The sequence below is a fragment of the Lactiplantibacillus paraplantarum genome (genome assembly GCF_003641145.1).
GTDB lineage: Bacteria > Bacillota > Bacilli > Lactobacillales > Lactobacillaceae > Lactiplantibacillus > Lactiplantibacillus paraplantarum.
Genome location: NZ_CP032744.1, coordinates 2862118 through 2884463 on the forward strand (window position 1 = coordinate 2862118; position 22346 = coordinate 2884463).

The window sequence follows — 22346 nt, forward strand, 5'->3', positions numbered from 1 at the left end:
TGATACAGCAATTCGAAAGGAAGTCTTCACTATGCAATACGCAATCACTGCCGCTACTGGTAAGTTTGGTCAATCCGCCGTCAATACCCTTAACAACCTGGTTGGTGCTGAAAATGTCATTGTTATCGCACGTAATCAAGAAAAAGCCGCACAGCTTTTTCCCAATAATCAATTTCGAGTCGGCGACTACGATGATCGTGCCTCAATGACTGCCGCTTTTGAGGGTGTGGACCGCGTCCTCTTCGTTTCCTCACAACCTGGTGGTCCCGTTGCTCGTGCTACGGCCCATCAAAACGTTGTTGCTGCACTTCAGACCGCGCACGTTGATTTTGTCGCTTACACTAGCTTTCCTAAAGCTCAAACTTCAATCAGTGCGCTTGCCAGCGACCATCGTGATACAGAAAATGCTATCACCGCAGCCCATATCGCCCACAGTTTCTTGCGCAACAACTGGTATCTTGAAAATGAAATGGGCTTCTTACAAAGCGGTGCTCATAATCAAGAAACATTATATTGGGCCAACAATACCGCTGGTTGGGCGCTAGAACGTGAATATGCTGAAGCTGCCGCCAAGATTCTTGTACTATCTGACCCTAAGGAAATCTATGAATTGGCAGGAGCACCACGCAGCTATGCTGATCTTGGAGCAGCGTTACAACAAGCCACGGATAATCAATTCACAGTGACTCAAGTGAATCAGACGGCATACACGCAATCACTTGAAGCTACGGGCCTAAATCATGATACCGCAGCCTTGTTTGCTTCATTTCAAGCACCAATTAATGACGGTGCTCTGGCTGAAAACACTACGGACTTGACCCACGCCCTAGGACACGAGCCACTGACTGCTAGTGCCGCCATTAAAGAGATTTTGACACGCTAAGCGATTGGTTACTTAAACAACCAATGATAATCTTAGCTGCCTTCTACAATATAAAAAACAGCGAAAGTCCAACGAACATGGCGTTGAACTTTCACTGTTTTGCGTTTTATCACAATCGCTTATTTCATCCGCAATTAACTCGATTTCTCAACTAAAATATCGAGCCAACGTCGCTTGAATCCCATCATGATTATTGTCAGTCGTCACAGTATTAGCTGCATTCTTGACCGCTTGCGGCGCATTTGCCATCGCAATTCCCACACCCACCGTCTGTAACATAGCCACATCATTAAAATTATCACCAAACGCAATCGCTTCGGCAGGCGTGACTTGATCGTCTTGTAATAATTTAATCAGCGCAGCGGCCTTCGTCACACCGGCCGCCACAATTTCTAAATACGTGTCTTTTGACCGGTAAACGGCTAGTTGCTCGAACTCATCTGACATCAGTCGCTGCTCAATTGCTTGAATCACATCCGGATCCGCCATGATCATGATTTTATGCACCGGCGTTGGCGTCCGCTTCAGCCACACAGCCAAATCTGTGACTCGCGGTTGATACCCAATTCCGGCTGCCTCTTGTTGTTCCCATGGGCCATTAGCAGCCACTAACCAGTCATTATTCGTATAAATATTGATTGAGGCGGCCGGCCATTTTTGCGCAATCAAGCTTTGAACAGCCTGGGCCAACGGCGGTTGAATAGCACATTGCTCATAAACCGTCAGTTGATCGTTAACATCAGTGGTCGCTGTTAAGGCGCCGTTGTACGCAATCATCATAGAATTAATGCCAAGTTGTTGTGCAATACCAAACATACCTTTTGGTGAACGAGCAGATGCTAGGACCATCTGGGCACCCTGTGCAACGGCTGCTTGAACACCTTTAATAGTAGCCGGCAGTAACTGGCCCTGATCGTCGACTAAGGTCCCGTCGATGTCGCTTACGATGCGTTTAATTGTTGTCATGTGTTTTTTCCTCCATTAAATTAATCATGACTGTTCCTGGCATAAACCAACTTTGTTCTTCCGTCGTTAATGGTTCATCCGTAATTAACACCTGAATTTGGTCAAGCTGGCCACCACAAAAATGAGCGATCCCAATCTGTCCAAACTTGCGATGCTCACAAACTAACACCCCACATAATGTCTGAGCTAACGCTTGCCTTTTAATAGCTGCATCCCCAGCGTCCACATAGAATATACCACGCTCATTTACTACCGCCGCTCCTAAGAATACTTGATCAAAATAAATTGGTGTCAACTCGGATAGTGTTGCCGATCCTGAAAAGAAACGATTTTCTTGATTAAGTGCCCCACCCAACAAATGCAAATCCACTGCCGGGTTAGTCGCCAAGCTAATTGCATTATCCAATGAGTGTGTGTAAACGGTGGCCTTTTGGGTCATTAACTGTGTTAATTTTAATAGAATAGTCGAGACATCAATAAATAAATACTGGTTAACCTTCATCAAGGGGAGAACCAATTCAGCGAGGCCCGTTTTTACCGCATCAAATTGATGTAAGCGATCCGCATAACTAGGAATTCGGGATCCAAAATTCAGAACTTGCAAACCACCATGTGTTCGTTGTGCCAGCCCCTGATCAGTCAACGCTACAATATCACGACGAGCCGTATCTCGAGAAACACCTAAAGCTGACATGACATCTGCAATACTCATTTGACGTACTTGCTCTAAACGCTGTAATAACTGACGTTGTCGTGTAATCTGATTCATGAAACCGCCTCCTCAGAATACAGTATAGCATATTTTAAGCGTTTTTAAGTATTTAGTCAAAAATAATAAGTGTTTAGTGGTTTATCCAGATCATTAAACAAAATCGACTTAGTATTAGAACTATTATTTCAAGTTCTAATACTAAGTCGACTAAATTAAACTACTATTCATCTGTTTTCGATACCGTTTTTAACTCAAACGTTACCCGGTCCCCCACGAGCTTAGCGTATAACTCCTGATCAGGTTGCGGGTCAAAAGGCCCCAGATCAACTAAAATCTGACCATCGTCCGCCACTTCATATCCTTGATACCGGTCTACTAGCACGTGGTACATCGTTTGCGCCGGTCGCATCCGCTCATCCACCTGAGCCGCAGCCGCTTTTAACGTATAACCGGTTTGTAGCAAGTTACTCATTGCGGCGGCCTTAATAACCATCTTCATGGTATAAATGCGCGCCTGCCCCGGTTCATCCTCATTCTTAGGAATAATGTACCCCTTTTTTTGCCAGTACCGTAACTGTCGTGGTGAGACACCAGTCATTTTACTTAGTTCACTAATACCAATTGTTAATTGTCCCCGATGAAAAAGCTCGCGTAAATCTGCACGCGTCCCGTTTGCCATGCTGGCGCCTCCTTTCCAAAAGTGCTATTTAATGTAAATTATAGCATGGAATTTGGTCACCACCATTAACTCGCATGGAATTTTCCGTGATTAATTAACTTCGTGATAATTTGCCTGTAAGAATGCCGCCAATGATTGTGCAGGATGACCCATAATCGTTTGATAATCATCACTAACCGTTGCTAACAACCCTAAAGCCCCACCTGCATACATCGACGCCAGCATCTGCCCTTCACCATTTTGATCATATAAATCGCCGAACGCTTGCAATGTCACTGGTTGATAACCGATCGATTGACCACTGGCCTGACTCAATACTGCTGCCAACTCGGGCATAGTGTAAGCCTTACTCTGTGTCAGCGTATAAATCCGCCCCGCTTGTAATAACGCGGGAGTTGTTGCAACCTTCGCAAAAGCCGCAGCGCTATCGATCTGACTAATAAAGCTCAGTGCTTGATCACCTACCGGATAGATCACATTATGACGCTCAATCAATTCTGGTAAATAAGGAATCAGTGGATCAGCATACAACGCATTACGCACAATTGTATAATTAATAGTGGTTCCGGCCAATCGCCGTGGCACATAACCATAAAAGGCTGATAGTGCAAACGGGTTGTTGACTTGATCCGCAATAAAGCCCATCACCAAAAAATGCTGGACATTAGCTTGCTGAACCGCTGCCAACACATTTTCAAATTCTTGTACTCGTGAATAACTGTCATGGCTCTTGCTGGGAATATAGATCAACACATCGCTATCTTGAAAAAACGCTCGTAATTGTTCCGGCTGTTGATAATCAATCGCTGCAACGTGCATACCTTGTTGCTGGTAAGCCTGCGCTTTACTAGGCGTATGAACACCTAAGTAAAGTTCCGACGTTTTGACCAACGGCTTCATAGCTGCAACAATTTGTTGCCCTAAATGACCAGTAGCACCCGTAATCGCATATTTCAATTTAATTCGCTCCTTCATGTAACTTTATTAGTTACATTAAACCCGATTTAGATCCACTTGTCAATTAAAGCATCTCCCTAACCGACTTAATCTGCCTTACCAGCAGCTGATTATCCCATCTTTAAAGACCATTTTCGCTATCAAAATGGACGATTCAAGTGATTAAAAATCGCTCGGATCGTCCAAATCAGGGTGTATTTAGTAAATACATCAACACTTATTTAGTTAGCAACCTGCTGACCAAGATGCTTCTTTTCAGGTGCCGTTTTAACATTCTTAACATCATTATCAGAGAACCCAAACATCCAAGTCAACGCGAAAGCGACAATTAAATCCGCTGCTGAAGCAATCAAGAAACCATAGAAGCTAAAGTCGAGCCCCTTAGGATTAAAGAAGGACGTCGCTCCGATCAATGAGCCGGCAAAGCCCCACATATTAACGTTGAAGAGCCCGGTCAAGAAACCACCGACGGCCCCACCAATACTAGCGGTAATAAATGCCCGGCCGTATTTCAAGTTAATCCCGTACATTGCGGGTTCGGTGACCCCACAAAAGGCCGAAATTGTTGCTGGCCAAGCAAGTTCTTTAATATTGGCAACTTTAGACTTCAGTGCAATTGCTAAGACGGCGCCACCTTGAGCGACCATCGTTGCCGAAACAATAGCGTTCAAGTAGCTGTGACCGGTCGTTGTAATATCGTTGACGACAATTGGGATGATTGCCCAGTGTAACCCAAAGATAACCAATACTTGATAGAAGCCACCAATAATCAGGCCAGAAATGGCGGGACTGAGTTTGTAAATAGCGACAATTCCAGCTGCCAATGCTCCTGATAAAGCAGTGATAATCGGGCCTAAAACAATGATGATGACTCCAGAAATAATTACAACTTCAAACAATGGTACGAAAATCATCCGTAAGACTGTTGGAATCACTCGTTTGAGCCACGGCTCCAGCTTACTTGCCAGCCACGCACCCGCAATCATTGGGAAAATCGAATACGTGTAGGAGGCAACGTGGACTGGGATTCCAAAGAAGTTGGCATTGATCGCCATCCCTAACAGATGCCCAGTCACTTTCCCAGTTGTTGCCATACCGACAATTGCTGGATACGTTAGGACCCCACCAATAATCCCCATGATGACCGGATCAGATCCTAACTTCTTAGCCGCGGTAAAACCAACAAAAATCGGTAAGAAGTAAAAGACCGAATCGCCCATCGCATTAATAATGACATAGGTTGGTGTCGTCGCAGATACCAGCTTAAAGTTCGTCAGTAACGACAGAATTCCTTTTAAAATCCCAGAAGCCGCTAACAATCCAATTACTGGAATCATTGAACCGGTAATCACACCAATCAGACTGCTAAAGCCATGTTTAACTTTCTGCCACGGTGTCATCTTCTGCCAAGCTAAGCGGTTAGCTTCTTTTTCTGTGGCAATGGCCGATGCATCCGCATCTCCAAAGCCAGGTCCTAACTGAGCAACGATTGCATCATAGACGTCAGTTACCGCTGGCCCAATCACGACTTGGTATTGACCACCGGCCTTAGCAACGTCAATCACACCTTTAAGGTTTCGAATCCCCTCATCGTTAGCCTGACTTTCATCTTTCAAATAAAACCGAACCCGCGTAATGCAGTGAATTACGCTTTTAATATTTACTGGGCCACCAACTTGAGCAATAATTTGAATTGCTAATTCGGCGTACTTACCACCCTTGCCTTTAACAATCGGTGGCGCATCAACGTGCTCCTTCAATTCAACTACGGCACCCACAACGCCCGCACGAACTTCTCCCACTTCTGGTGTCAATTTAGTGACCATATCCGTAGAATTAGTCACAGCCATAATCACCGTTGTCGCTTTGTTGGCACTGGCAATCGCTGCTAAATCCATCATGGCGATTTTGTCACCAGCCGTAACTGTCTCACCAACTTGCACATTAACTTTAAACGGTGGCTGGTCTGCTAATTCAACCGTATCAATACCAAGATGAACCAACACCTCCAGTCCGTTATCCCCTTTGAAGCCAATGGCATGCAGACTAGCTGCAACCATCGTTACTTTGCCACTGATTGGTGCGACGACCTGGCCATCTGTCGGCTCGATGCCGAATCCTTGCCCCATCATCCCTTGTGAAAACACCGGATCGTGAACCGACGCTAGCGGCACTAACTGCCCTGCAACCGGCGTTAATAAATGCACTTGCTTCATAGCGATTCTCCCCCTTTGACTGAATCAATAATCGCGTTGTTAACAAACTAATTTTGGTCACTGGTTGTTATAAAATTAATAATAATTGCTTTAAACACCCAGTGACTGACCGACAAGTTAACCCAACTCATTAAGCAACGCCCTTAATTATAAAAGCGCTTTCTTTTACAAACATAATAATAGCCGTCCTAATTAGGGCGGTCAATTAAACCCGTTTAATTTAGCCCCATTCACTTCAAATCACAGGCTTGTTTAATTAGTTTGCCGAACCTTGCGAACCAAGTGTTAATCGTTGCGTTGCTAGAAATGATTGTTCAAAGTCAGCCGTTGTTTTAACTTGCTTACCAAAATCAACAACCAATGCATGCCACTCCCAAGCCGTCGTTAAATCATAATGCCACGCTCGCATGACAAGTTGTTGTGCTTGCAAGTAATTGCTCGGTAATGGTTGGTTAAGCCAGCCAAATAGTCGCCGTAAATACGTATCAATAATAATTGTCGGCTGATGAAAAACATACATGCTAAAATAGTCAGCCGTTTCATCGCCAATACCCCGTAACAGCTTTAATTCATGCCGCAATCGTTCGGCCGGTAACGCGCGCATCACTGTTAGGTCGAAATTATATTGCTCACACCAGCCAGCTAAAGCTTTTAATGTCGGAACTTTACGCGTATAGAAGCCCGCGGGTCTAACCAAAGTTGTTAAATCAGCATCACTTAAGGCTAATAATCGTTCGGGTTCAAAAGCAGTTGCCGTTTTTAGATTTGCTAACGCGTAATCCACATTACGCCAGTTGGTATTTTGTACTAGAATGCCACCCCAGAGAATCTCCCATGGTGTCTCAGCAGGTGCCACTCCAGCTTCTAGCCAGTGTCGCGGTCCCATAGCTGTTAGCATTTGTTGATACAGCATTTCAATCGTCATAATAAGTCCCTTCATTTTAATTAATCCTAATAACCAACTATTACAAAAAAATAGCCGTAACGGCAAAAATTCGTTCCGTTACGACTATTGCTTAAGCTTTAATCATCTGCTACTGTACTGCGCTTAACAGCTAACACAATGTCAGCTTGTCGATTTTCAGGTTTGACCTTTTCTTCAAAGTTCAATTCGGCATCTTTAAACAGGTTCTGAATCTCAGTATTGACTAACGACAAGTCGCGCGAATCCCCAGCTTGTTGGCGAATATACACTACGTATTGGTCTGGTAACTCTTCAAGATCATATTCCACATCTTCATCATTTAAAATGACATAAATCAACTTACGTTCTTTATTCATCTGAAATTTCCCCTTATCAATTATTTTTATCCGAATTAGTTGCTAGCAGCTAACTGGTGTGCAAACTTAAGGTAGTCCGCCACACAATGATCCAACCATTCAACCACCTTATCATCCGTAATATCACCAGCCACATTCATCTTATCTTGAACCGTGCTCAATAGGAACTCATCCCCTGGCAAGACTCGTGCACCAATTCCTGGTGAATCTAGGATTTGACGTAAATGGCTTTGTGCACGTACCGTCCCTAGTGGCCCCATGGTAGCACCTAAAATCATGACTGGTTTGCCAATTAGTGGCCGTTCAACACGGGATAACCAATCAATCGCATTCCCTAAGACACCGGGAACGCTATGATTATATTCAGGTGTCACAAAAATGACCCCATCTGCCGCCATAACAGCTTGTTTAAATGCTTGCACATCTGCGGGGGCTTCTAGTTCAATGTCTTGATCATAAAAAGGTAACGCGCCCAAGTCTGGAATGGTAACATCCAGCTGATCAGCATACCGTTTCTGGACAAAGGCTGTCAACTTACGATTATATGAGGAACGCCGAATACTGCCGACGAGTGCGATAATCTTCATCGTGTGAAAAACTCCTTTAAGTTGTAATTACTTTCAGTATACCCCTTTTTCCACAAATAGTCGGAACCGGTTACAAAAAATAGCCTTCTTTCATCAAAAGTTTAGCTTTAATTAATCATAGCGGCATGCTGAGACCATTTTATGCCTTTTATCAGAGTCTAGGAATTTATGCGTATTGCTTTGGCGCCAACTATTATTAACCGCATAAAGCCTCAAAATCAACACGACTAGTCTGAAGCTGTAAAAAAAGGTTGGCATGCAACACGCCGTACTTGTGTGTTGCATGTCATCCCATCCGTACCACATATTATTGCAGCGCTAAAAATTATCATAAATGCTTTTTTAGATCGGAACAGCCAGCGAATATGAATATTGATATTCAGCCAAACAACGAGTTAGCAAGTGGTCGTACGCCCCCCCATTTTTCATCTCACCAATAACCCTCACAATGCGTACCTTAGTCCAAGCAAAGCTTCATCTCAGCTGACAGATATCCACATAATTATTAATTGTCATCAGAATAACGCTCACTGATTGCCGTTGAAAATTAATAAACTTTCACAAATGTTTCTTAACTTTTTTCAAAACCAAACGTCCACTACCATCGCCATCAGTAGAGTCTGCTATACTAAATAATAGAGAAATTGATTGGGGGGTTAATCGTGTATTATCGTGGTGAAGCACTTGACTTTTTGAACATGCTACATACTACTGGCGCCGCGCCATTAATGCGTTCACGGATTGTTTTTTCCAGTCAGATTGATGTCGAACGCTTAAAAGCGGCCGTTCTTGCCTCCGCACAAATCGTGCCCGAGATTTTCGGCCATTACCAAGTTGACCGTAATCGTTTTGTTGTTACTGATCAACCAATCAACCAAGTCATTCAGGAAGTCCAGAGTCCGTACAGTCCTGAAAATACCGATTTTGATTTTACTAATAGTCCGCAACTACGATTATTCGTCATTCATCACGGTGACTATGACGTCCTACAAGCCTTTATGAGTCGACTCCTAACTGACAATCGCGGCTTTAAAGAATATCTTTATTTACTTGCACAGGCATATAATTACGCTGACCTCACGAACTTGCATAACGAACGACGGCTCCGGCCAGTTATTGCCAAACTACAGCGTCAATTCGCTCGTCCGCGGGGCCACACGCCCATCGTTACTGGGATGGTCAAGCTTCCCCATTATCCGGGAATCAACCTACGTCACGGTGGCCATGTCATGCTCAGCAGCACGCAATTCATGCGGGTCCGGCGAGTCGCCAAAGCTCAGGATGTTGGCATTAGTGAAGCAATTCTAGCTGCTTATGCTAAAGCCCTCCAAGTCCTAACTGGACATACCACCGTTACGTTGCCTTGTCCGATTGACTTACGCCGTTTTATGTCCGAAGATGCTAACATTACTCAAGTTGCTAATTTAACAGTTAACGTTTTCTTAACGATCAAAGTTGATATCGATGCTCCTTTTAGTGAACTCGTCAATCAAGTACACGATTTATTAACAGCTGAACGCAACCGGGTCGCTTTCCTATACCGACTCAGTAATTTGCAAAAGATGAACCACACAATGCCTATTACCGTCATGCGTAAAATGACGAATCGCTGGTTACCGCAACCAGCATTACGCTACACCAATTTTGGCGTTGTTGATCAGCAACGGCTGAAATTCCACGATTTGACGGTTGTTAACTGCGTCTTTTCTGGAACTTTTCATCGATCACCCATTATGGAAATCGCCGCTAGCACGTTTGCAGGAACTTGTACATTAAGTTTTAATAGTACTGGCTCAGAGCGTGACTACCAGTTATCCATGAAAATATTGGAGAATATCCAGGCTCAGCTACTTGTTTGGGCACAGGCTGAATCACAGCCGGCTACCACTGATCATTCATCCTTGCGACACCAAGCTTAATCGCCGTAATTCATCACGTTAAAATACACACACTAAAAAACTTTCTCAGCGTAAGTAGCTGAGAAAGTTTTTTAGTATTCTGATCTGATTCAGTCAGAATTACAATCCTCGGATGGCATCCTTAATTACACGCCAATTCAGCGTAATCACCCTAATACTTGCTAGTCATCAGGGTGAGTCGCATGCAAGTACTGGCTTAATTGATAAATCGGCGCTCGTCAGGCTGGTACCGGTGGCAAAATTTGGTCCGACTCTGGACAACTCACTTGTAATTTGGTTGGCGTTTGAATACCATAATTTCGAAAACTAGGCCGAACTGGCACAGTTACCGTTAACGAGCTAATTACACTTTCTAAACTAATGTGAACGGCAATGATGTCAGGCAAAGCTACGCCCGTTAAGTTACTTAAAAAGCCATCATACAGCCGCCATAGCGCCCCTGCTGACGGTACCCACACTGGCTTGCCATTTGGAACTTGTATCATGAATTGCAGCGTAACTTGCCGCCGTGTCACGCTTATTCTGATTGGTTGGACTTTTAAGTGAGCGACAGTTTCTTTAATAGTTGCTACTTGCTTATTTGCGTGCGGAACAGCGTAACTTACCTCAAACACTGGAAACTGATCAGTCAGTGCCTGCTGATCACCTTTACTAGCCACGAGTTGCTGGATAATAGCCATCATTGCTTCTAGTCCCAAAACATAAGCGCGTTCATAGCGGCTACGTTCTAGTGGTAACGCGGGAACAATTAATTGATTCATCTCAGCCACCTCCATGACGATTAACTTAATTATCGTTAGTCTACTCAGGTTAGCCCACCTAGTAAAGCCCTTTCAGCCATTTCGTTAATTAATTTTGTCAAAAGTTTTATTTAGTGACGTTTCTAAATTGGAATCCTTCTAAAAAGTGTGGTTTAATAAGGGTGAATACGATAAAAGGAGGAACCGCGTCGTGGCAGAAGATATGTTAACTCAGGCCTTGCAGCAATTAAAGGACCATAAGATCCGCGTAACACCGCAACGGCAAATTATTCTTAACTACTTAATCACTCATCATAATCATCCATCGGTTGAAACTATCTATCAAGAATTGGCGGCCAAACTGCCTAACCTCAGTCTAGCAACGGTCTACAATACGTTGAAACTCTTTGTTGACTTGGGAATTGTGATCGAATTGCAAAACGGCGATGCCGGGACCCACTATGACTTTTTCGGCCGCCCTCATTACCACGTGGTCTGCGAAAACTGTGGTAAGATTACCGATGTTTTTGAGCCCGACCTCCGTAGTGTTGATGCCAAGGCCGCGGAACTCTCTGGTTACTTGGTCACGGGTCACAATATGGAGGTCTACGGACTATGTCCAGATTGCCAGAAATTACTCAATGTTACTAAAACTACGGATCTGAAACGGTTAAAGTTGACGCATAGTGAATAACGAACAACCAAGAACTTAATACCACTCAATAAGCCATTAAAAAGCACCCGTTTAGCAGCAAACTAATTGCTAAACGGGTGCTTTCTTAACGATTATTTAGGCTTCTAAAGCGCATCCGACACTAATCACATCATTCTCGCACAATAACGGTGGTCATTTTTTTCCAACCACTAATGGCGCGGGATCGTTTCCAGTAGGCCATAAAATTGTGATTTATCAGAATAATCAGCCATGTAAGCACCGTTAAGACCGGCCTTTTGTCCAATACTTCCTAAATCAATCATTAATTTTTCTTCATCATCCGGAAAATGCATACGCCCCTTAATGGCGACGCTGCGAATATAATTTACCAAGCGATTAACTAAGGCTTCTGGATTCTTCACCGTAGCGATTTTCTTATCAACCTGCGTCAAGACGTCCATGATGTCTAACAGTTCCCCGGACTGGTCAGGCCACCCACTTAACCGTACAATTAATCCCCTAATATCCTTTTGCGCCTGTTGTCGCAATTCAACTTCCCGTTTCACAACTAAAATCCCCCTCCATATAACCTAGACTTCAAAATAAGTATCCGTCATTGATTATAATTAATTTTATTCACACTTTTAATTTTACACGTTTCACCTTACCACGACGTATTTTTTCATCAACGCATAAAATCTATTCTTAAACGTCAAAAAAGTCCGGGTTTTCACCCAGACTTACGCTTGTACTTATAACTTTGAGCTACTTATAGCCCTAACGCTGCTGACCAAACGCGAAATACACCCACGGACCAAAGGGCTGAACAAATGCTAATAACAACCAGCCTAGTCGGTGTCCTCGCCGAAATGATTTAGCACGCAAGACATCCGCAACAACAATCGTTGTCGCTGTTAATTCCATCGCCGCAACTGGCAACAACCGCTGCCGTAACCGCCGCTTGGTCTGTAATGGCATTGATCGTGGTGCGTGTTTGTGATGATAAAATAAATGCATGGTCCACGCCTCCTTAATGTTTACTCATATTATAACCCGCCAATTAAGAAAGCGCTATCTTGATTCATATCCTTTGGGCACCCGCTCCACAAAATTCGTGTTCGGAATCGTTAGTTCATCAATAACGGTCTTACCATGCAACAGCTGGCGCGTGGTCACCCCAACTTGGCCACGGTCAATTGTAATGATTTGGTAACTGCTCCCCTCATAAATGTAATGGTGATGCGGATCATGACAGTCAATAGCGTAAGCCGCCGAGCCCGCAACCACATTTAAAATATTGTCGCCGATCAAATAGTTTGATACAAAATGGACGTGTCCGGCAAATACCCCACCCAAATTATGCCCTCGCAACACCGATAATAAGGCTGGCGTATTCTGTAAGATGGCATAGTGCATATTCGTCATCGTCGGCCCATCTAACGGATGATGTAAGAATAGAAATGCCCGCTTAGTTGGTGCTTGACGTAAATGCTTGCCCAGCCACTGGAGTTGAGCTGGCGGCAACCAACCTGCCTCATAGCCACTGACTTTAGAATCCAAGAAATAAAAATCATTATTACCGATCCGCATCCGATTCGCGTAGTACGGTCCTGGATCAGCCGGTAAATAGCCATCATAAAAAGCCGCTCGTCGATCATGATTCCCCAAGAGTACTCTGACATGGCAATCAAATTCTGCTTCCATTGTATGCACAATTGCATGTAACCGCTGGTAATCATCCGTACTGCCATCATGAATCAAATCGCCCGTAAAGACAATCAGATCTGGCGTCGTTGCTAACTGGCGAATATCTTCGATAATATTGGCCAACTTGATCCAAGGATCATACCGTTGTCCATGTACCGGCACTTGCCCCCGCGGTGTAAGATGCAAATCAGAAATCTGAACAACTTGCAATCGTCGCACTTCCATCCCCCCTATACTTTAATCACCACTTGGTTACATCTAATATAGCGAGTCAACGTAAATTTTTATCAAGCTTCGTATAAAGTAACTGTAAAGTTTGTGCTAACATTCCTGATGCTCAGTAAGTTCATGATCAACTAACCTAAATTTCCAGTTGACAAGTTCCCGTTTAGTCGCCACCATAAAGATAAGATTTGATTATATATTGTACTAGTTATTATTTAGTATGAATCATGATTAAAACAGGGCCAGTTAGTTGGATTACTACTCGTCAGTATATGCGCGTTCTATGCCGACCTCCGGGGCCGGGTGCCAATTGCTGGAACAGGGCGGACATCGATTTGAACTCACGCAGAAGCCCGCTGCGCAATTTCAAATACGAGTCTTCTTCTAGCCCGGGAAACTCACCCGGACAAGAAGAACTTCGCCCTTGAGCATTGGCACCCACCCCCTCCAGTCTCAAGTCTGCGCGGAGCCATGAGTTGAGACCGAGCATTGTCTAGCCTACAAATTAATGAGGTTTCCATTAGTCCGTTGGTATGGCATTAGGGCGTGGAAGACCAGTATTTAAGACGTTAACTTCGGCTTAAATCTGGGTCCATCGCGTTCCAGTAATTGGCAGGAACTGCCTGGAGGTCGGCGTAGAAAACACTAATCAAGTGATTTTTCGCTAAATTGCACGCTTTTCAGTGGGATTCAGCTGATAGCTTTTAAACTTAGAAATAGCCATTTTTAATCATGATTCATGACAAATTAACTAGCACAACGCGTAAGATTTGATTAGACAAGTGAGGGATTATTTTGAAAAACATGTTTGTTGGACCCCACGTGGTCCTGGCAGTACCCCAGCCCGAAGATTTCGATGAGATTAGTGACTGGTATACTGATGCCGATTTTGTCCGTAAAATGGATACCGTCGCTGCCAGACCGCTTACTGGCGAAGACCTTGAACGGACTTATCGCAATCTTGATCGTCACACGGAATACTACTTTCATATTCATAGCTTAGAAGACGACCACTTACTCGGGTTCGTCACTCTTTTTAATATTGAGTGGAATAATCAGGTCGCCCAATTAGCAATTGCGATTGGCGATCCAGAAGAACGTGGTCATGGCTACGGCACCGAAGCACTTAACTTGATCTTGAACTATGCTTTTAATGAATTGAACCTCTATAAAGTCTGTTTGGACGTCATCGCAACAAACCCTGCTGCGATCGCTGTTTACCAAAATAGCGGCTTTGAATTTGAAGGTACCAATAAGCGTGCCATCAAGCGTGACGGACAACGGATTGACCTTTACCACATGGGATTATTTGCAGCCGATTTCCAGCCACGCATCACTTTAAACTAATTAATCAGCTCAATTAGTTGCAGCCGATAACTTTTGCAATTATAATAGTCGCAGATTGATAGAAAGTGACCAACTAACTATCGATCCTTAATATTCTTTAGTTTTTTAGATTATTAGGGCGTTGCTGCCATAATGCCTACTAATAATCACTTTCATTCATAGACTCCCCCAAGTCTTATGAATGGGGTTCATCAAAGCCCCCACTTTGATGTTTCCTACTCCTTGACCACTACATCGCTGATGTGGTGGCTTTTTTGTATTCAGTAGCCAAACTAAAAAGCCGCGATGGGAACATCCCACCACGGCTCACTATCACCACATCATAATAGCTAAAATAGGCCAGCTTGCAAACAAACCACCTATTTCAATTAGATCCAACTGGTACCCAATCTACTCGCAAGTAAATTATGTGCCACCAAGATTTAATCTTCCTCAACTTCAATATTAGCATCAGTCCGTCGAGCAATGAACCACTCTTTAACTTGAATCAAAATCCACGCGATGCCAGCTGTAAAGAGCAATAACATCAGCGTTGAAATAATAATCACAATGACGATCTGAACCCCTTCGGCTTTTAACACGTCCAACTTAGTAACCAGCGCGATCCCTGAAGGAATGAAGATCAAACTAATAAATTGGACGAAGAAATTACTAACACCTGCCACCTGTTCTAGCTTAACTACTTTGAACGTTAGCAATAGATATAACATAATCATGCCAATTAATGGTGTTGGCATCGGAAACGCCGGCCAAAGCTTGTTAGCTAAGTTAGCAATTAAACTGCTTGCTAACAAAATCAGACCGTAAATAACAATTTGCTTAATAAATGCGCCTTTTTTCATCGAATCCCTCCCGGACCATCTAACCTAAACCAATCAACTGTGCAAAGCCTGGAACCATGAAATTAACTAAAATACCAGCAATCACAAACGCAATCGCGCCAGTGGCACCAGCGGCTTCGCTGACCTCAATCGCCTTAGTTGCTCCCACCGCATTACCAGCGATGCCAAATCCTAATCCGGCGCCTAGTGGATTCTTGTGTAATTTAAACCAACGGATAAAATGATCACCTAAAGCATAAATCAATACAGAGTTTAGAATCACTGCAAACGCCGCAATAGCTTGATCCCCACCTACTGATTCGGCCACCGGTAAGGCGATCGCCGTCGTGGCTGCTTGCACCAACATGGCACCTAATGCGGCATCCGTCAGTCCGAGTAAACGTGAAACACCGTAAATGCCAAATAATGATAGTCCTAATCCAATGGCTAACGCAATCACGATTACATCCCAATGCTTCTTGAAGATGTCATTTCGCTTATATAGCGGTACTGCAAACGAGACGGTGGCCGGTGCGACAAACCAGAACAGCCAATCACCACCAACCTGGTACGCTTCATATACTTTTTGCACGGGTGCCTTGAGAATCGACGCAATCAATACCAATAAACCAATCCCGAGCAACATTCCAAAGAACAGCGGTTGGAATAGCACAAAGCGATTTGTTTTGTGATACAAATACTCGCCAATCCCATAAACCAAGACCGTCAACCCGATCCCGAAAAACGGATTATTGAGAAGATAACTCACATAAGTTCCTACTTTCTTTTGTTGAAAAAGAGTGACAAAAAAAGGTGCCCCATCCGGGTCTAGTCATCATTAAAATGGTGGTTAGGCTCAGAACAGTGCACCAACACGGTTCTCATTTATTATTAATTAATTATAACACATCAAAGTAATTTTTAATAGTAAGTCTACTTGTCAAATTCAATCAACCGTGTAGAACATCAGGGCATAGGCGCCAACACCAGTATGTGTCGCAATAATTGGACTAGTTCGAGCGACCAGTAGATCTGCCTGCGGAACGACTTTATGAAGTAGCGCTTCTGGAGCGTCCGCAACATTGGGCTCACCAACATACGAAATTCCAGCCGCTTCGACCCGGGTAGCATCCGCTAATTGGTCTAAGATTTGTGCTTGCGCTTTAATCAACGCTTTCTTCCCGCGACCCCGCGTGTAAAGTTTTAATTTGCCATCCACTAATTCAAAGACAAATTTTAATTTAATTAGATTCGTGACCACCCCGGCTAACTTTGGCACCCGACCACCCTTAACCAAATTATCGAGTGTATCAACAAACAAATAAGTCTTAGTGTGTTGTCGAATTACGGCGATTTTAGCTAGAATCGCTGCCATATCAGCACCAGCATGGGCCATTCGGGCGGCCGTTAACACTTGAAAGGCCATGCCACGATCGGCAGCCTGCGTATCAATAACAGTAACGTCACCACTCGCTAACTTAGCTGCTTGCCGGGCGGCGTTAACAGTCCCACTCAACGTCTCCGTCAGGTGTAGTGACAGGACTTGACTACCATCAGCAGTCAAATTATCATAACAACTAACAAAATCGCCAATCGGGGGCTGACTAGTGGTTGGCAAGATTGGACTGACCGCCATTTGTTGATCAAATTCAGCCGCACTAACTGCCGTATCTGCAATTAAGTCACCACCGAACCCCACGAGTAACGGAACAACTTGAATATTATACTGTGTCATTTCGGCCGCCGTTAATTGGACCGAAGAATCGGTGACGATTTTAATTGTCATATTTAGAAAACACCTTTCAATCAATTTGTGCCCAATTATAGCACCTAATAATTTTGAAGCTGCCCAAAGCACTGATACACCGGTGTTTTTTGATTAACTAACGTTTCTGAATACCGTCAATTCATTATAAACTTTGTAAAAATCATCATAATTACACAACTAATATCGCTACTTTTTCGTCAGGAAATCACGCTTTTAAACTTTTCCCGTCATAATTTCTTCATGCGTCGCCGTTATACTATGTTTATAGTCATTAAGGAAATCCCAATCCCTAACGACCCCCTAACTTTAATGATTACTTCCCCAAGTAATGATGTGTGTGTACTTAATTACATTTTACCGATTTACTTCCCTTTTCCTCCGTATTTCCCCGATACGGAGGTTTTTTATTGAGTATTAAATTGCTAAGACGTTTGCAAAGTATTGTCACTGACCGGTTCCTTTCGTTATGCCCATCTTTTTCTACTTATGTCTATCTTAGGGCGCAGCTAATCACCTGACGTGCTTTCACCCAATCCTACCATCATAAAAAACACCCCTCATTCAGAACCGAGTAGATTCCTCATTCGGAGTGCGCTGAGTGCTTTAATTTTATTTCATCTTCTCAAGATCCTCCGGTGCAATAAAAAAGCTGACTTGGCCCGTCTCTAAATCAACATGGGCCTTAACTTCGACCCCTTTCGGGAAAATCCAGCCTTTTCCAGTATCTAACTTTAACGGCATTTCCCCATACGTTTTGGTCCGATACGTCTTTTCCATCAGAAAACTCCTTCACACTTTGCCAATTACAATTAACTGGGTTAATTATATAATCAGCGGATATTTTCCGATAGTAAAGACACTTTTCAATGATTTTCTTCAGTAGGAATGTCCCACCAAATTTGGTAAAATCGGATTAATATCAAATTATATTAGGAGGTCTTGCCCTTGTTTTATTCGTTTTTTGATCCAACTTATCTGTTAGTCATCATCGGTCTGATTATCTCAATGGCTGCTTCTGGCTATGTTAACCGGACTTTCCGGCATTACGATGCCTATCGTAGTCAATCTGGAACAACTGGAACTGATGCCGCCCGTTTCATCTTGAGTCAATCGGGCATTAATAACGTTGGTGTGCAAAAAATCAGCGGTGATCTGACTGATAACTATAACGGTCAGACTAAGATTCTAAGCTTATCAGAAGCGACCGCTGACTCGACCTCCGTTGCCGCCATTGGTGTGGCCGCCCATGAATGTGGCCACGCCGTCCAAGACCACGTTAATTATTGGCCCATGCGTTTACGGACGGCCTTAGTTCCTGCTGCTAATCTCGGCTCGACCTTGTCATTGCCCTTAATTATTGTCGGGGTATTACTCAGTTATAACCAAACATTGATTCACATTGGAATTCTACTATTCTCTCTAGCATTGCTCTTCCAACTCGTGACGCTCCCAGTTGAATTCAACGCATCACGACGCGCTTTGCAGATTTTATCCGATGGGCAAGTCTTAACCCGTGACGAAGTACCAATGGTCCGTAAAGTCCTCGTTGCAGCTGCGCTAACTTATGTTGCAGCCGCATTATCAACATTCTTACAATTGCTTCGACTAATCATTTTATTCGGCGGTAACCGTGACGATAATTAGTGGACCACCATCAAAAACCGCGTGCTGACGCCGTAAAGTCAACCCGTGGTTTTTTTACGTTAAACACTGTTGAATCGCCTATTTGGGAACAATCAGACCAAATTCATAAAATTCTTCATACCTCTTAATAAAGCCTTTCCCTTTTTTTCACGACATTACACATGTTCAGTCACAGATTCTTCACACAACCTCGGTATGATTACATCATAGCAATTGAGGTTAACTCAATCAGCTATAACACAACCTAAAATTTTTCATTTACTCCTCCAAAGTAATGAAATTCATAGTAACATGTGATTCCCCGTCACATGTTTACCCTACTCCTTTTTCCACCGTATTCCCCGATGCGGTGGTTTTTTATTGCGTTTCGCCCCCTAATCACCACGATTAAATCAATTTTGAGCCATAACTTTCGATACTTCTAATGCTAGCAATTAGCTTCTCATAATCATAATTGTTGTACTTTTAACCATCATCATCCAGAATAAAACTAATAACTGACTATGTTATGTAATTATCATTTGTTCAAAAGGGGGAGTTACTGATGAAAACAGTCTCTGTTATTGGCGCCGGCATTGGGGGCTTAGCCGCGGCCGTGCGTCTTCAAAAGTTAGGTTATGACGTAACAATTTATGAACAAGGCGCTCAACCCGGTGGGAAAATGAATCAAATTATCAGTCAAGGATTTACATTCGACGTTGGGCCAACCATTGTCATGATGAAAGATATTTACGAAGAAATTTTTCGATTTTGTGGGGTGGATCCACATGCTTACCTTCCATTTGAAGAAGTCGAACCATTAATGCACCTTGTCTTCGGAGATCAATCCAGTCTGAACCTATCTCGTGACTTACCGACATTGATTGCCGAAATCACACGAGTAGCTCCCGACGATGTCGATGGTATGTTAGGCTTCCTAGCAGATATTTATCATCGCTATGCAATTGCTAAACCCAACTTTTTAGAGCGTTCCTTTCGTAGTTGGCGCGATTTTTATAATCTGCCATCTCTATACGCTGGTTTGCAATTGCGGACATTTAATAACGCTTATCAAAACATCTCCAAGTTCATAAAAAATGAAAATTTGCGAAATTCATTAGCATTTCAAACATTATATATTGGCATTTCACCCTACCAAGGACCGTCGCTATACAATATTATTCCGATGATCGAATTATTTTATGGTGTGCATTTTTTGAAGGGTGGTATGTATACCGTCGTTAAAAGTCTGGTCAAGTTATTTAAAGAACAAGGGGGAACTTTAAAACTAGCCACACCAGTTAAAGAAATTATCATCAAAGATCAAGTCACCATCGGAATTCGGTTAGCTCATCAAACCATTTTAAGTGACTACGTTGTGTGCGATGCTGATTTTCCAACGGCCATGACCACGTTAATTCCTAATGAACAAGCTCGTGGCAAGTACACAGATAAAAAAATTAACCAAATGACTTATTCTTGTTCCTGTTTCGTTCTATACCTTGGACTGAACAAAAAGTATCCAACTGAAGCGCTACACACCATTCACTTTGCTAAAGATTTTAATCAGAACGTGGCCGCCTTATTTGAACAAGGCACTTTACCAGCCGACCCTTCTTATTATGTCTACCTACCGTCAAAGATGGATCCCAAACTAGCACCGGTGAATTGCGAGTCCCTATATATTCTTGTGCCCGTCCCAGAACTCTCAAAATTTAACGATTGGTCCCCAACAACAATCCAGCACTACCGGCAACTCATTATCGACAAGCTAAAACAGACCGCACCATTTAGTGATCTCGAACAACATATTGTGCTTGAAAAACAGTTTACGCCTGTGGATTTCAAAGAACAGTTCGGCGCATATAACGGTGCTACCTTTGGGTTAAGACCGACCTTAAAGCAAAGTAACTATTACCGGCCCCATAATAAATTTGACTATGCCGACCACCTTTATTTCTGCGGCAGCAGTACACACCCCGGCGCTGGTGTTCCAATCGTCATGCAAAGCGCTAAATTAGCCGTTGAGGAGTTGATTAAAGATGATCCAGACCAACCTTAAGTTCGAACAACACCGTGCCGATTTTGATTACTGTCAATCAATTACAAAACAGTCCTCGAATGCATTTTATACCGCTTTTTCAAAATTACCACAGACCCGCGCATGGAGCATTTACGCCGTCTATGCCTTTTGCCGAACAGCGGATGATCTCGTTGATATTCACCACGATATCGCAGGTCTGGTAGCGCTACGGCGATCTCTAACTGACTTTGCCGCTGGCCACATTCCTAATCACCCAATGTGGCGCGCCCTAGCAGTTGTATTTGAGACTTACGATATGAATATCGATGCCTTTTTCGACATGCTTAGCGGTCAAGAACAAGACGCCAACTTTACACAACCGACAACGCAACGAGAACTAGAACGCTATTGTTATTACGTTGCTGGCTCAGTTGGCTTAATGATTCTGCCAATGCTGGCTACTAATCATCAAACCATTACTCAACCAGCTATCCACTTAGGAATCGCCATGCAATTAACGAATATATTGCGAGATATTGGTGAAGATTACCAACATGGCCGCATTTATTTGCCAACTGAATGTCTGCATCATTATCAGCTCCAATCGACAGCTCTAGGGGCACATACTCCTTCCACACACTTTATTGAGCTCTGGGAACATGAAGCACAAATTGCAATGACTAATTATGAATCAGCCTTAACCATGCTGCCGACCATCGATCCCGTCGCTCGGCCATCACTGCTGGCAGCAACGGCCCTTTACCGTGAGTTATTGATAGTTGCTCGTGAACAACAATACCCGGTATTAACACAACGAGTATTCCTAACCACCAACCGAAAAACGCAGGTGCTTCAACAAGTTGCTACCACCATTCAAGCATTAACGATCCACTGATACGCCCCATTCGAAACTAAAATGGTGGTGACAATGGCACATAGTCGTATCGCAATATTGACCACCCACAAGCAATTTTCTGCCTTTTTCTGGACCATGCAGGCGATTTAGTTACCTTTTAACGGTCAAACTACTATACTAAACATATAGTGACTGGACATCTCCTTCAGCCACTTGAACCTTTTTCATTTACTCCTCCAAAGTTAATGAAAAACAAGCTCGCTGGGGATGCCACCTAGCGACCAGTGCAATTCATAGGTCATCGCCCGCCGCGATGGCCTTTTATATTGTCGTGATAAATATTTTCATATTACTTTCAATCGGCGTATCATATTTATGAGA

At 43.4% G+C, this 22346-nt stretch carries 23 protein-coding genes; 7 read left to right on the forward strand and 16 right to left on the reverse strand.

Annotated features, from left to right (window positions below; genetic code table 11):
• Positions 1–31 precede the first annotated feature (31 nt).
• A complete protein-coding gene (locus LP667_RS14065; RefSeq protein ID WP_056988461.1) occupies positions 32–883 on the forward strand; it encodes an NAD(P)H-binding protein in 852 nt (283 codons plus the stop codon).
• Between the two features lie 147 nt (positions 884–1030).
• On the opposite strand, the gene LP667_RS14070 is transcribed toward LP667_RS14065, so the two are convergent.
• From LP667_RS14070 to LP667_RS14105, 8 genes are all read right to left on the reverse strand, one after another.
• Entirely contained in the window at positions 1031–1849 is an 819-nt protein-coding gene (locus LP667_RS14070) for a Cof-type HAD-IIB family hydrolase (protein WP_021731009.1), read from the reverse strand.
• A complete protein-coding gene (locus tag LP667_RS14075) occupies positions 1836–2618 on the reverse strand; it encodes a DeoR/GlpR family DNA-binding transcription regulator (protein ID WP_021731010.1) in 783 nt (260 codons plus the stop codon). Before LP667_RS14075 ends, LP667_RS14070 begins: the two co-directional genes overlap by 14 nt.
• 163 nt (positions 2619–2781) lie before the next feature.
• On the reverse strand, positions 2782–3240 hold the full coding sequence (locus LP667_RS14080) for a MerR family transcriptional regulator (RefSeq protein WP_021731011.1): 459 nt from the start codon (positions 3238–3240) through the stop codon (positions 2782–2784).
• Positions 3241–3330: 90 nt separating this feature from the next.
• On the reverse strand, positions 3331–4197 hold the full coding sequence (locus LP667_RS14085) for an SDR family oxidoreductase (RefSeq protein ID WP_021731012.1): 867 nt from the start codon (positions 4195–4197) through the stop codon (positions 3331–3333).
• 221 nt (positions 4198–4418) lie between these two features.
• Positions 4419–6413, reverse strand: coding sequence for a PTS sugar transporter subunit IIABC (locus LP667_RS14090; RefSeq protein WP_021731013.1), 1995 nt, complete (start codon positions 6411–6413; stop codon positions 4419–4421).
• Between the two features lie 256 nt (positions 6414–6669).
• On the reverse strand, positions 6670–7353 hold the full coding sequence (locus LP667_RS14095; protein WP_021731014.1) for an endonuclease III domain-containing protein: 684 nt from the start codon (positions 7351–7353) through the stop codon (positions 6670–6672).
• Between the two features lie 83 nt (positions 7354–7436).
• Positions 7437–7694, reverse strand: coding sequence for a hypothetical protein (locus tag LP667_RS14100; RefSeq protein WP_021730754.1), 258 nt, complete (start codon positions 7692–7694; stop codon positions 7437–7439).
• 35 nt (positions 7695–7729) lie between these two features.
• Positions 7730–8281, reverse strand: a complete 552-nt coding sequence (locus LP667_RS14105; protein ID WP_021730753.1) for an NADPH-dependent FMN reductase — start codon at positions 8279–8281, stop codon at positions 7730–7732.
• Positions 8282–8925: 644 nt separating this feature from the next.
• Between LP667_RS14105 and LP667_RS14110 the strand changes: the two genes are divergently transcribed.
• Positions 8926–10200 carry a hypothetical protein gene (locus LP667_RS14110; RefSeq protein ID WP_033609307.1) on the forward strand — a complete coding sequence of 425 codons (1275 nt, stop codon included), beginning with the start codon at positions 8926–8928 and terminating at the stop codon, positions 10198–10200.
• A gap of 218 nt (positions 10201–10418) precedes the next feature.
• On the opposite strand, the gene LP667_RS14115 is transcribed toward LP667_RS14110, so the two are convergent.
• A complete protein-coding gene (locus LP667_RS14115; protein WP_056988462.1) occupies positions 10419–10961 on the reverse strand; it encodes a hypothetical protein in 543 nt (180 codons plus the stop codon).
• 190 nt (positions 10962–11151) lie between these two features.
• Here LP667_RS14115 and LP667_RS14120 point away from each other — a divergent pair, with 190 nt between their 5' ends.
• Complete coding sequence (locus tag LP667_RS14120) at positions 11152–11634, forward strand: Fur family transcriptional regulator (protein WP_021730750.1); 483 nt, start codon at positions 11152–11154, stop codon at positions 11632–11634.
• Between the two features lie 170 nt (positions 11635–11804).
• Here the strand turns inward: LP667_RS14120 and LP667_RS14125 are convergent, their stop codons facing one another.
• The 3 genes from LP667_RS14125 to LP667_RS14135 form a co-directional block, all read right to left on the reverse strand.
• Positions 11805–12161, reverse strand: a complete 357-nt coding sequence (locus tag LP667_RS14125; RefSeq protein WP_021730749.1) for a bacteriocin immunity protein — start codon at positions 12159–12161, stop codon at positions 11805–11807.
• Positions 12162–12372: 211 nt separating this feature from the next.
• On the reverse strand, positions 12373–12612 hold the full coding sequence (locus LP667_RS14130; RefSeq protein ID WP_021730748.1) for a PLDc N-terminal domain-containing protein: 240 nt from the start codon (positions 12610–12612) through the stop codon (positions 12373–12375).
• Between the two features lie 54 nt (positions 12613–12666).
• The gene (locus tag LP667_RS14135; protein WP_021730747.1) at positions 12667–13521 is read right to left on the reverse strand and encodes a metallophosphoesterase family protein; all 855 of its coding nucleotides are present in this window, start codon (positions 13519–13521) and stop codon (positions 12667–12669) included.
• 810 nt (positions 13522–14331) lie between these two features.
• On the opposite strand from LP667_RS14135, the gene LP667_RS14140 reads away from it, so the two are divergent.
• Positions 14332–14874 (forward strand): GNAT family N-acetyltransferase, encoded by a 543-nt coding sequence (locus LP667_RS14140; protein ID WP_033609315.1) that lies wholly within the window; start codon positions 14332–14334, stop codon positions 14872–14874.
• Between the two features lie 422 nt (positions 14875–15296).
• On the opposite strand, the gene LP667_RS14145 is transcribed toward LP667_RS14140, so the two are convergent.
• The 4 genes from LP667_RS14145 to LP667_RS14160 all read right to left on the reverse strand — a co-directional run bounded on the left by LP667_RS14145 (position 15297) and on the right by LP667_RS14160 (position 18240).
• Entirely contained in the window at positions 15297–15716 is a 420-nt protein-coding gene (locus tag LP667_RS14145) for a CidA/LrgA family protein (RefSeq protein ID WP_021730745.1), read from the reverse strand.
• A gap of 19 nt (positions 15717–15735) precedes the next feature.
• The gene (locus LP667_RS14150; protein ID WP_021730744.1) at positions 15736–16464 is read right to left on the reverse strand and encodes an LrgB family protein; all 729 of its coding nucleotides are present in this window, start codon (positions 16462–16464) and stop codon (positions 15736–15738) included.
• Positions 16465–16641: 177 nt separating this feature from the next.
• Positions 16642–17481, reverse strand: a complete 840-nt coding sequence (locus LP667_RS14155) for a DegV family protein (RefSeq protein WP_021730743.1) — start codon at positions 17479–17481, stop codon at positions 16642–16644.
• 591 nt (positions 17482–18072) lie between these two features.
• A complete protein-coding gene (locus LP667_RS14160) occupies positions 18073–18240 on the reverse strand; it encodes a hypothetical protein (protein WP_003639876.1) in 168 nt (55 codons plus the stop codon).
• A 168-nt stretch (positions 18241–18408) separates the two neighbouring features.
• Between LP667_RS14160 and LP667_RS14165 the strand changes: the two genes are divergently transcribed.
• From LP667_RS14165 to LP667_RS14175, 3 genes are all read left to right on the forward strand, one after another.
• Positions 18409–19107: a zinc metallopeptidase gene (locus tag LP667_RS14165; RefSeq protein WP_021730742.1), complete on the forward strand. Its 699-nt coding sequence runs from the start codon at positions 18409–18411 to the stop codon at positions 19105–19107.
• Between the two features lie 544 nt (positions 19108–19651).
• Entirely contained in the window at positions 19652–21148 is a 1497-nt protein-coding gene (locus LP667_RS14170; RefSeq protein ID WP_021730741.1) for a phytoene desaturase family protein, read from the forward strand.
• Entirely contained in the window at positions 21129–22004 is an 876-nt protein-coding gene (locus LP667_RS14175) for a phytoene/squalene synthase family protein (RefSeq protein ID WP_021730740.1), read from the forward strand. Before LP667_RS14170 ends, LP667_RS14175 begins: the two co-directional genes overlap by 20 nt.
• Positions 22005–22346: the final 342 nt, after the last annotated feature.

Coding starts and splice junctions, on each gene's coding strand:
- LP667_RS14065 (WP_056988461.1), top strand. CDS start 32: ATGCAATACGCAATCACTGCCGCTACTGGTAAGTTTGGTCAATCCGCC.
- LP667_RS14070 (WP_021731009.1), bottom strand. CDS start 1,849: ATGACAACAATTAAACGCATCGTAAGCGACATCGACGGGACCTTAGTC.
- LP667_RS14075 (WP_021731010.1), bottom strand. CDS start 2,618: ATGAATCAGATTACACGACAACGTCAGTTATTACAGCGTTTAGAGCAA.
- LP667_RS14080 (WP_021731011.1), bottom strand. CDS start 3,240: ATGGCAAACGGGACGCGTGCAGATTTACGCGAGCTTTTTCATCGGGGA.
- LP667_RS14090 (WP_021731013.1), bottom strand. CDS start 6,413: ATGAAGCAAGTGCATTTATTAACGCCGGTTGCAGGGCAGTTAGTGCCG.
- LP667_RS14095 (WP_021731014.1), bottom strand. CDS start 7,353: ATGAAGGGACTTATTATGACGATTGAAATGCTGTATCAACAAATGCTA.
- LP667_RS14100 (WP_021730754.1), bottom strand. CDS start 7,694: ATGAATAAAGAACGTAAGTTGATTTATGTCATTTTAAATGATGAAGAT.
- LP667_RS14105 (WP_021730753.1), bottom strand. CDS start 8,281: ATGAAGATTATCGCACTCGTCGGCAGTATTCGGCGTTCCTCATATAAT.
- LP667_RS14115 (WP_056988462.1), bottom strand. CDS start 10,961: ATGAATCAATTAATTGTTCCCGCGTTACCACTAGAACGTAGCCGCTAT.
- LP667_RS14130 (WP_021730748.1), bottom strand. CDS start 12,612: ATGCATTTATTTTATCATCACAAACACGCACCACGATCAATGCCATTA.
- LP667_RS14140 (WP_033609315.1), top strand. CDS start 14,332: ATGTTTGTTGGACCCCACGTGGTCCTGGCAGTACCCCAGCCCGAAGAT.
- LP667_RS14145 (WP_021730745.1), bottom strand. CDS start 15,716: ATGAAAAAAGGCGCATTTATTAAGCAAATTGTTATTTACGGTCTGATT.
- LP667_RS14155 (WP_021730743.1), bottom strand. CDS start 17,481: ATGACAATTAAAATCGTCACCGATTCTTCGGTCCAATTAACGGCGGCC.
- LP667_RS14160 (WP_003639876.1), bottom strand. CDS start 18,240: ATGGAAAAGACGTATCGGACCAAAACGTATGGGGAAATGCCGTTAAAG.
- LP667_RS14170 (WP_021730741.1), top strand. CDS start 19,652: ATGAAAACAGTCTCTGTTATTGGCGCCGGCATTGGGGGCTTAGCCGCG.
- LP667_RS14175 (WP_021730740.1), top strand. CDS start 21,129: ATGATCCAGACCAACCTTAAGTTCGAACAACACCGTGCCGATTTTGAT.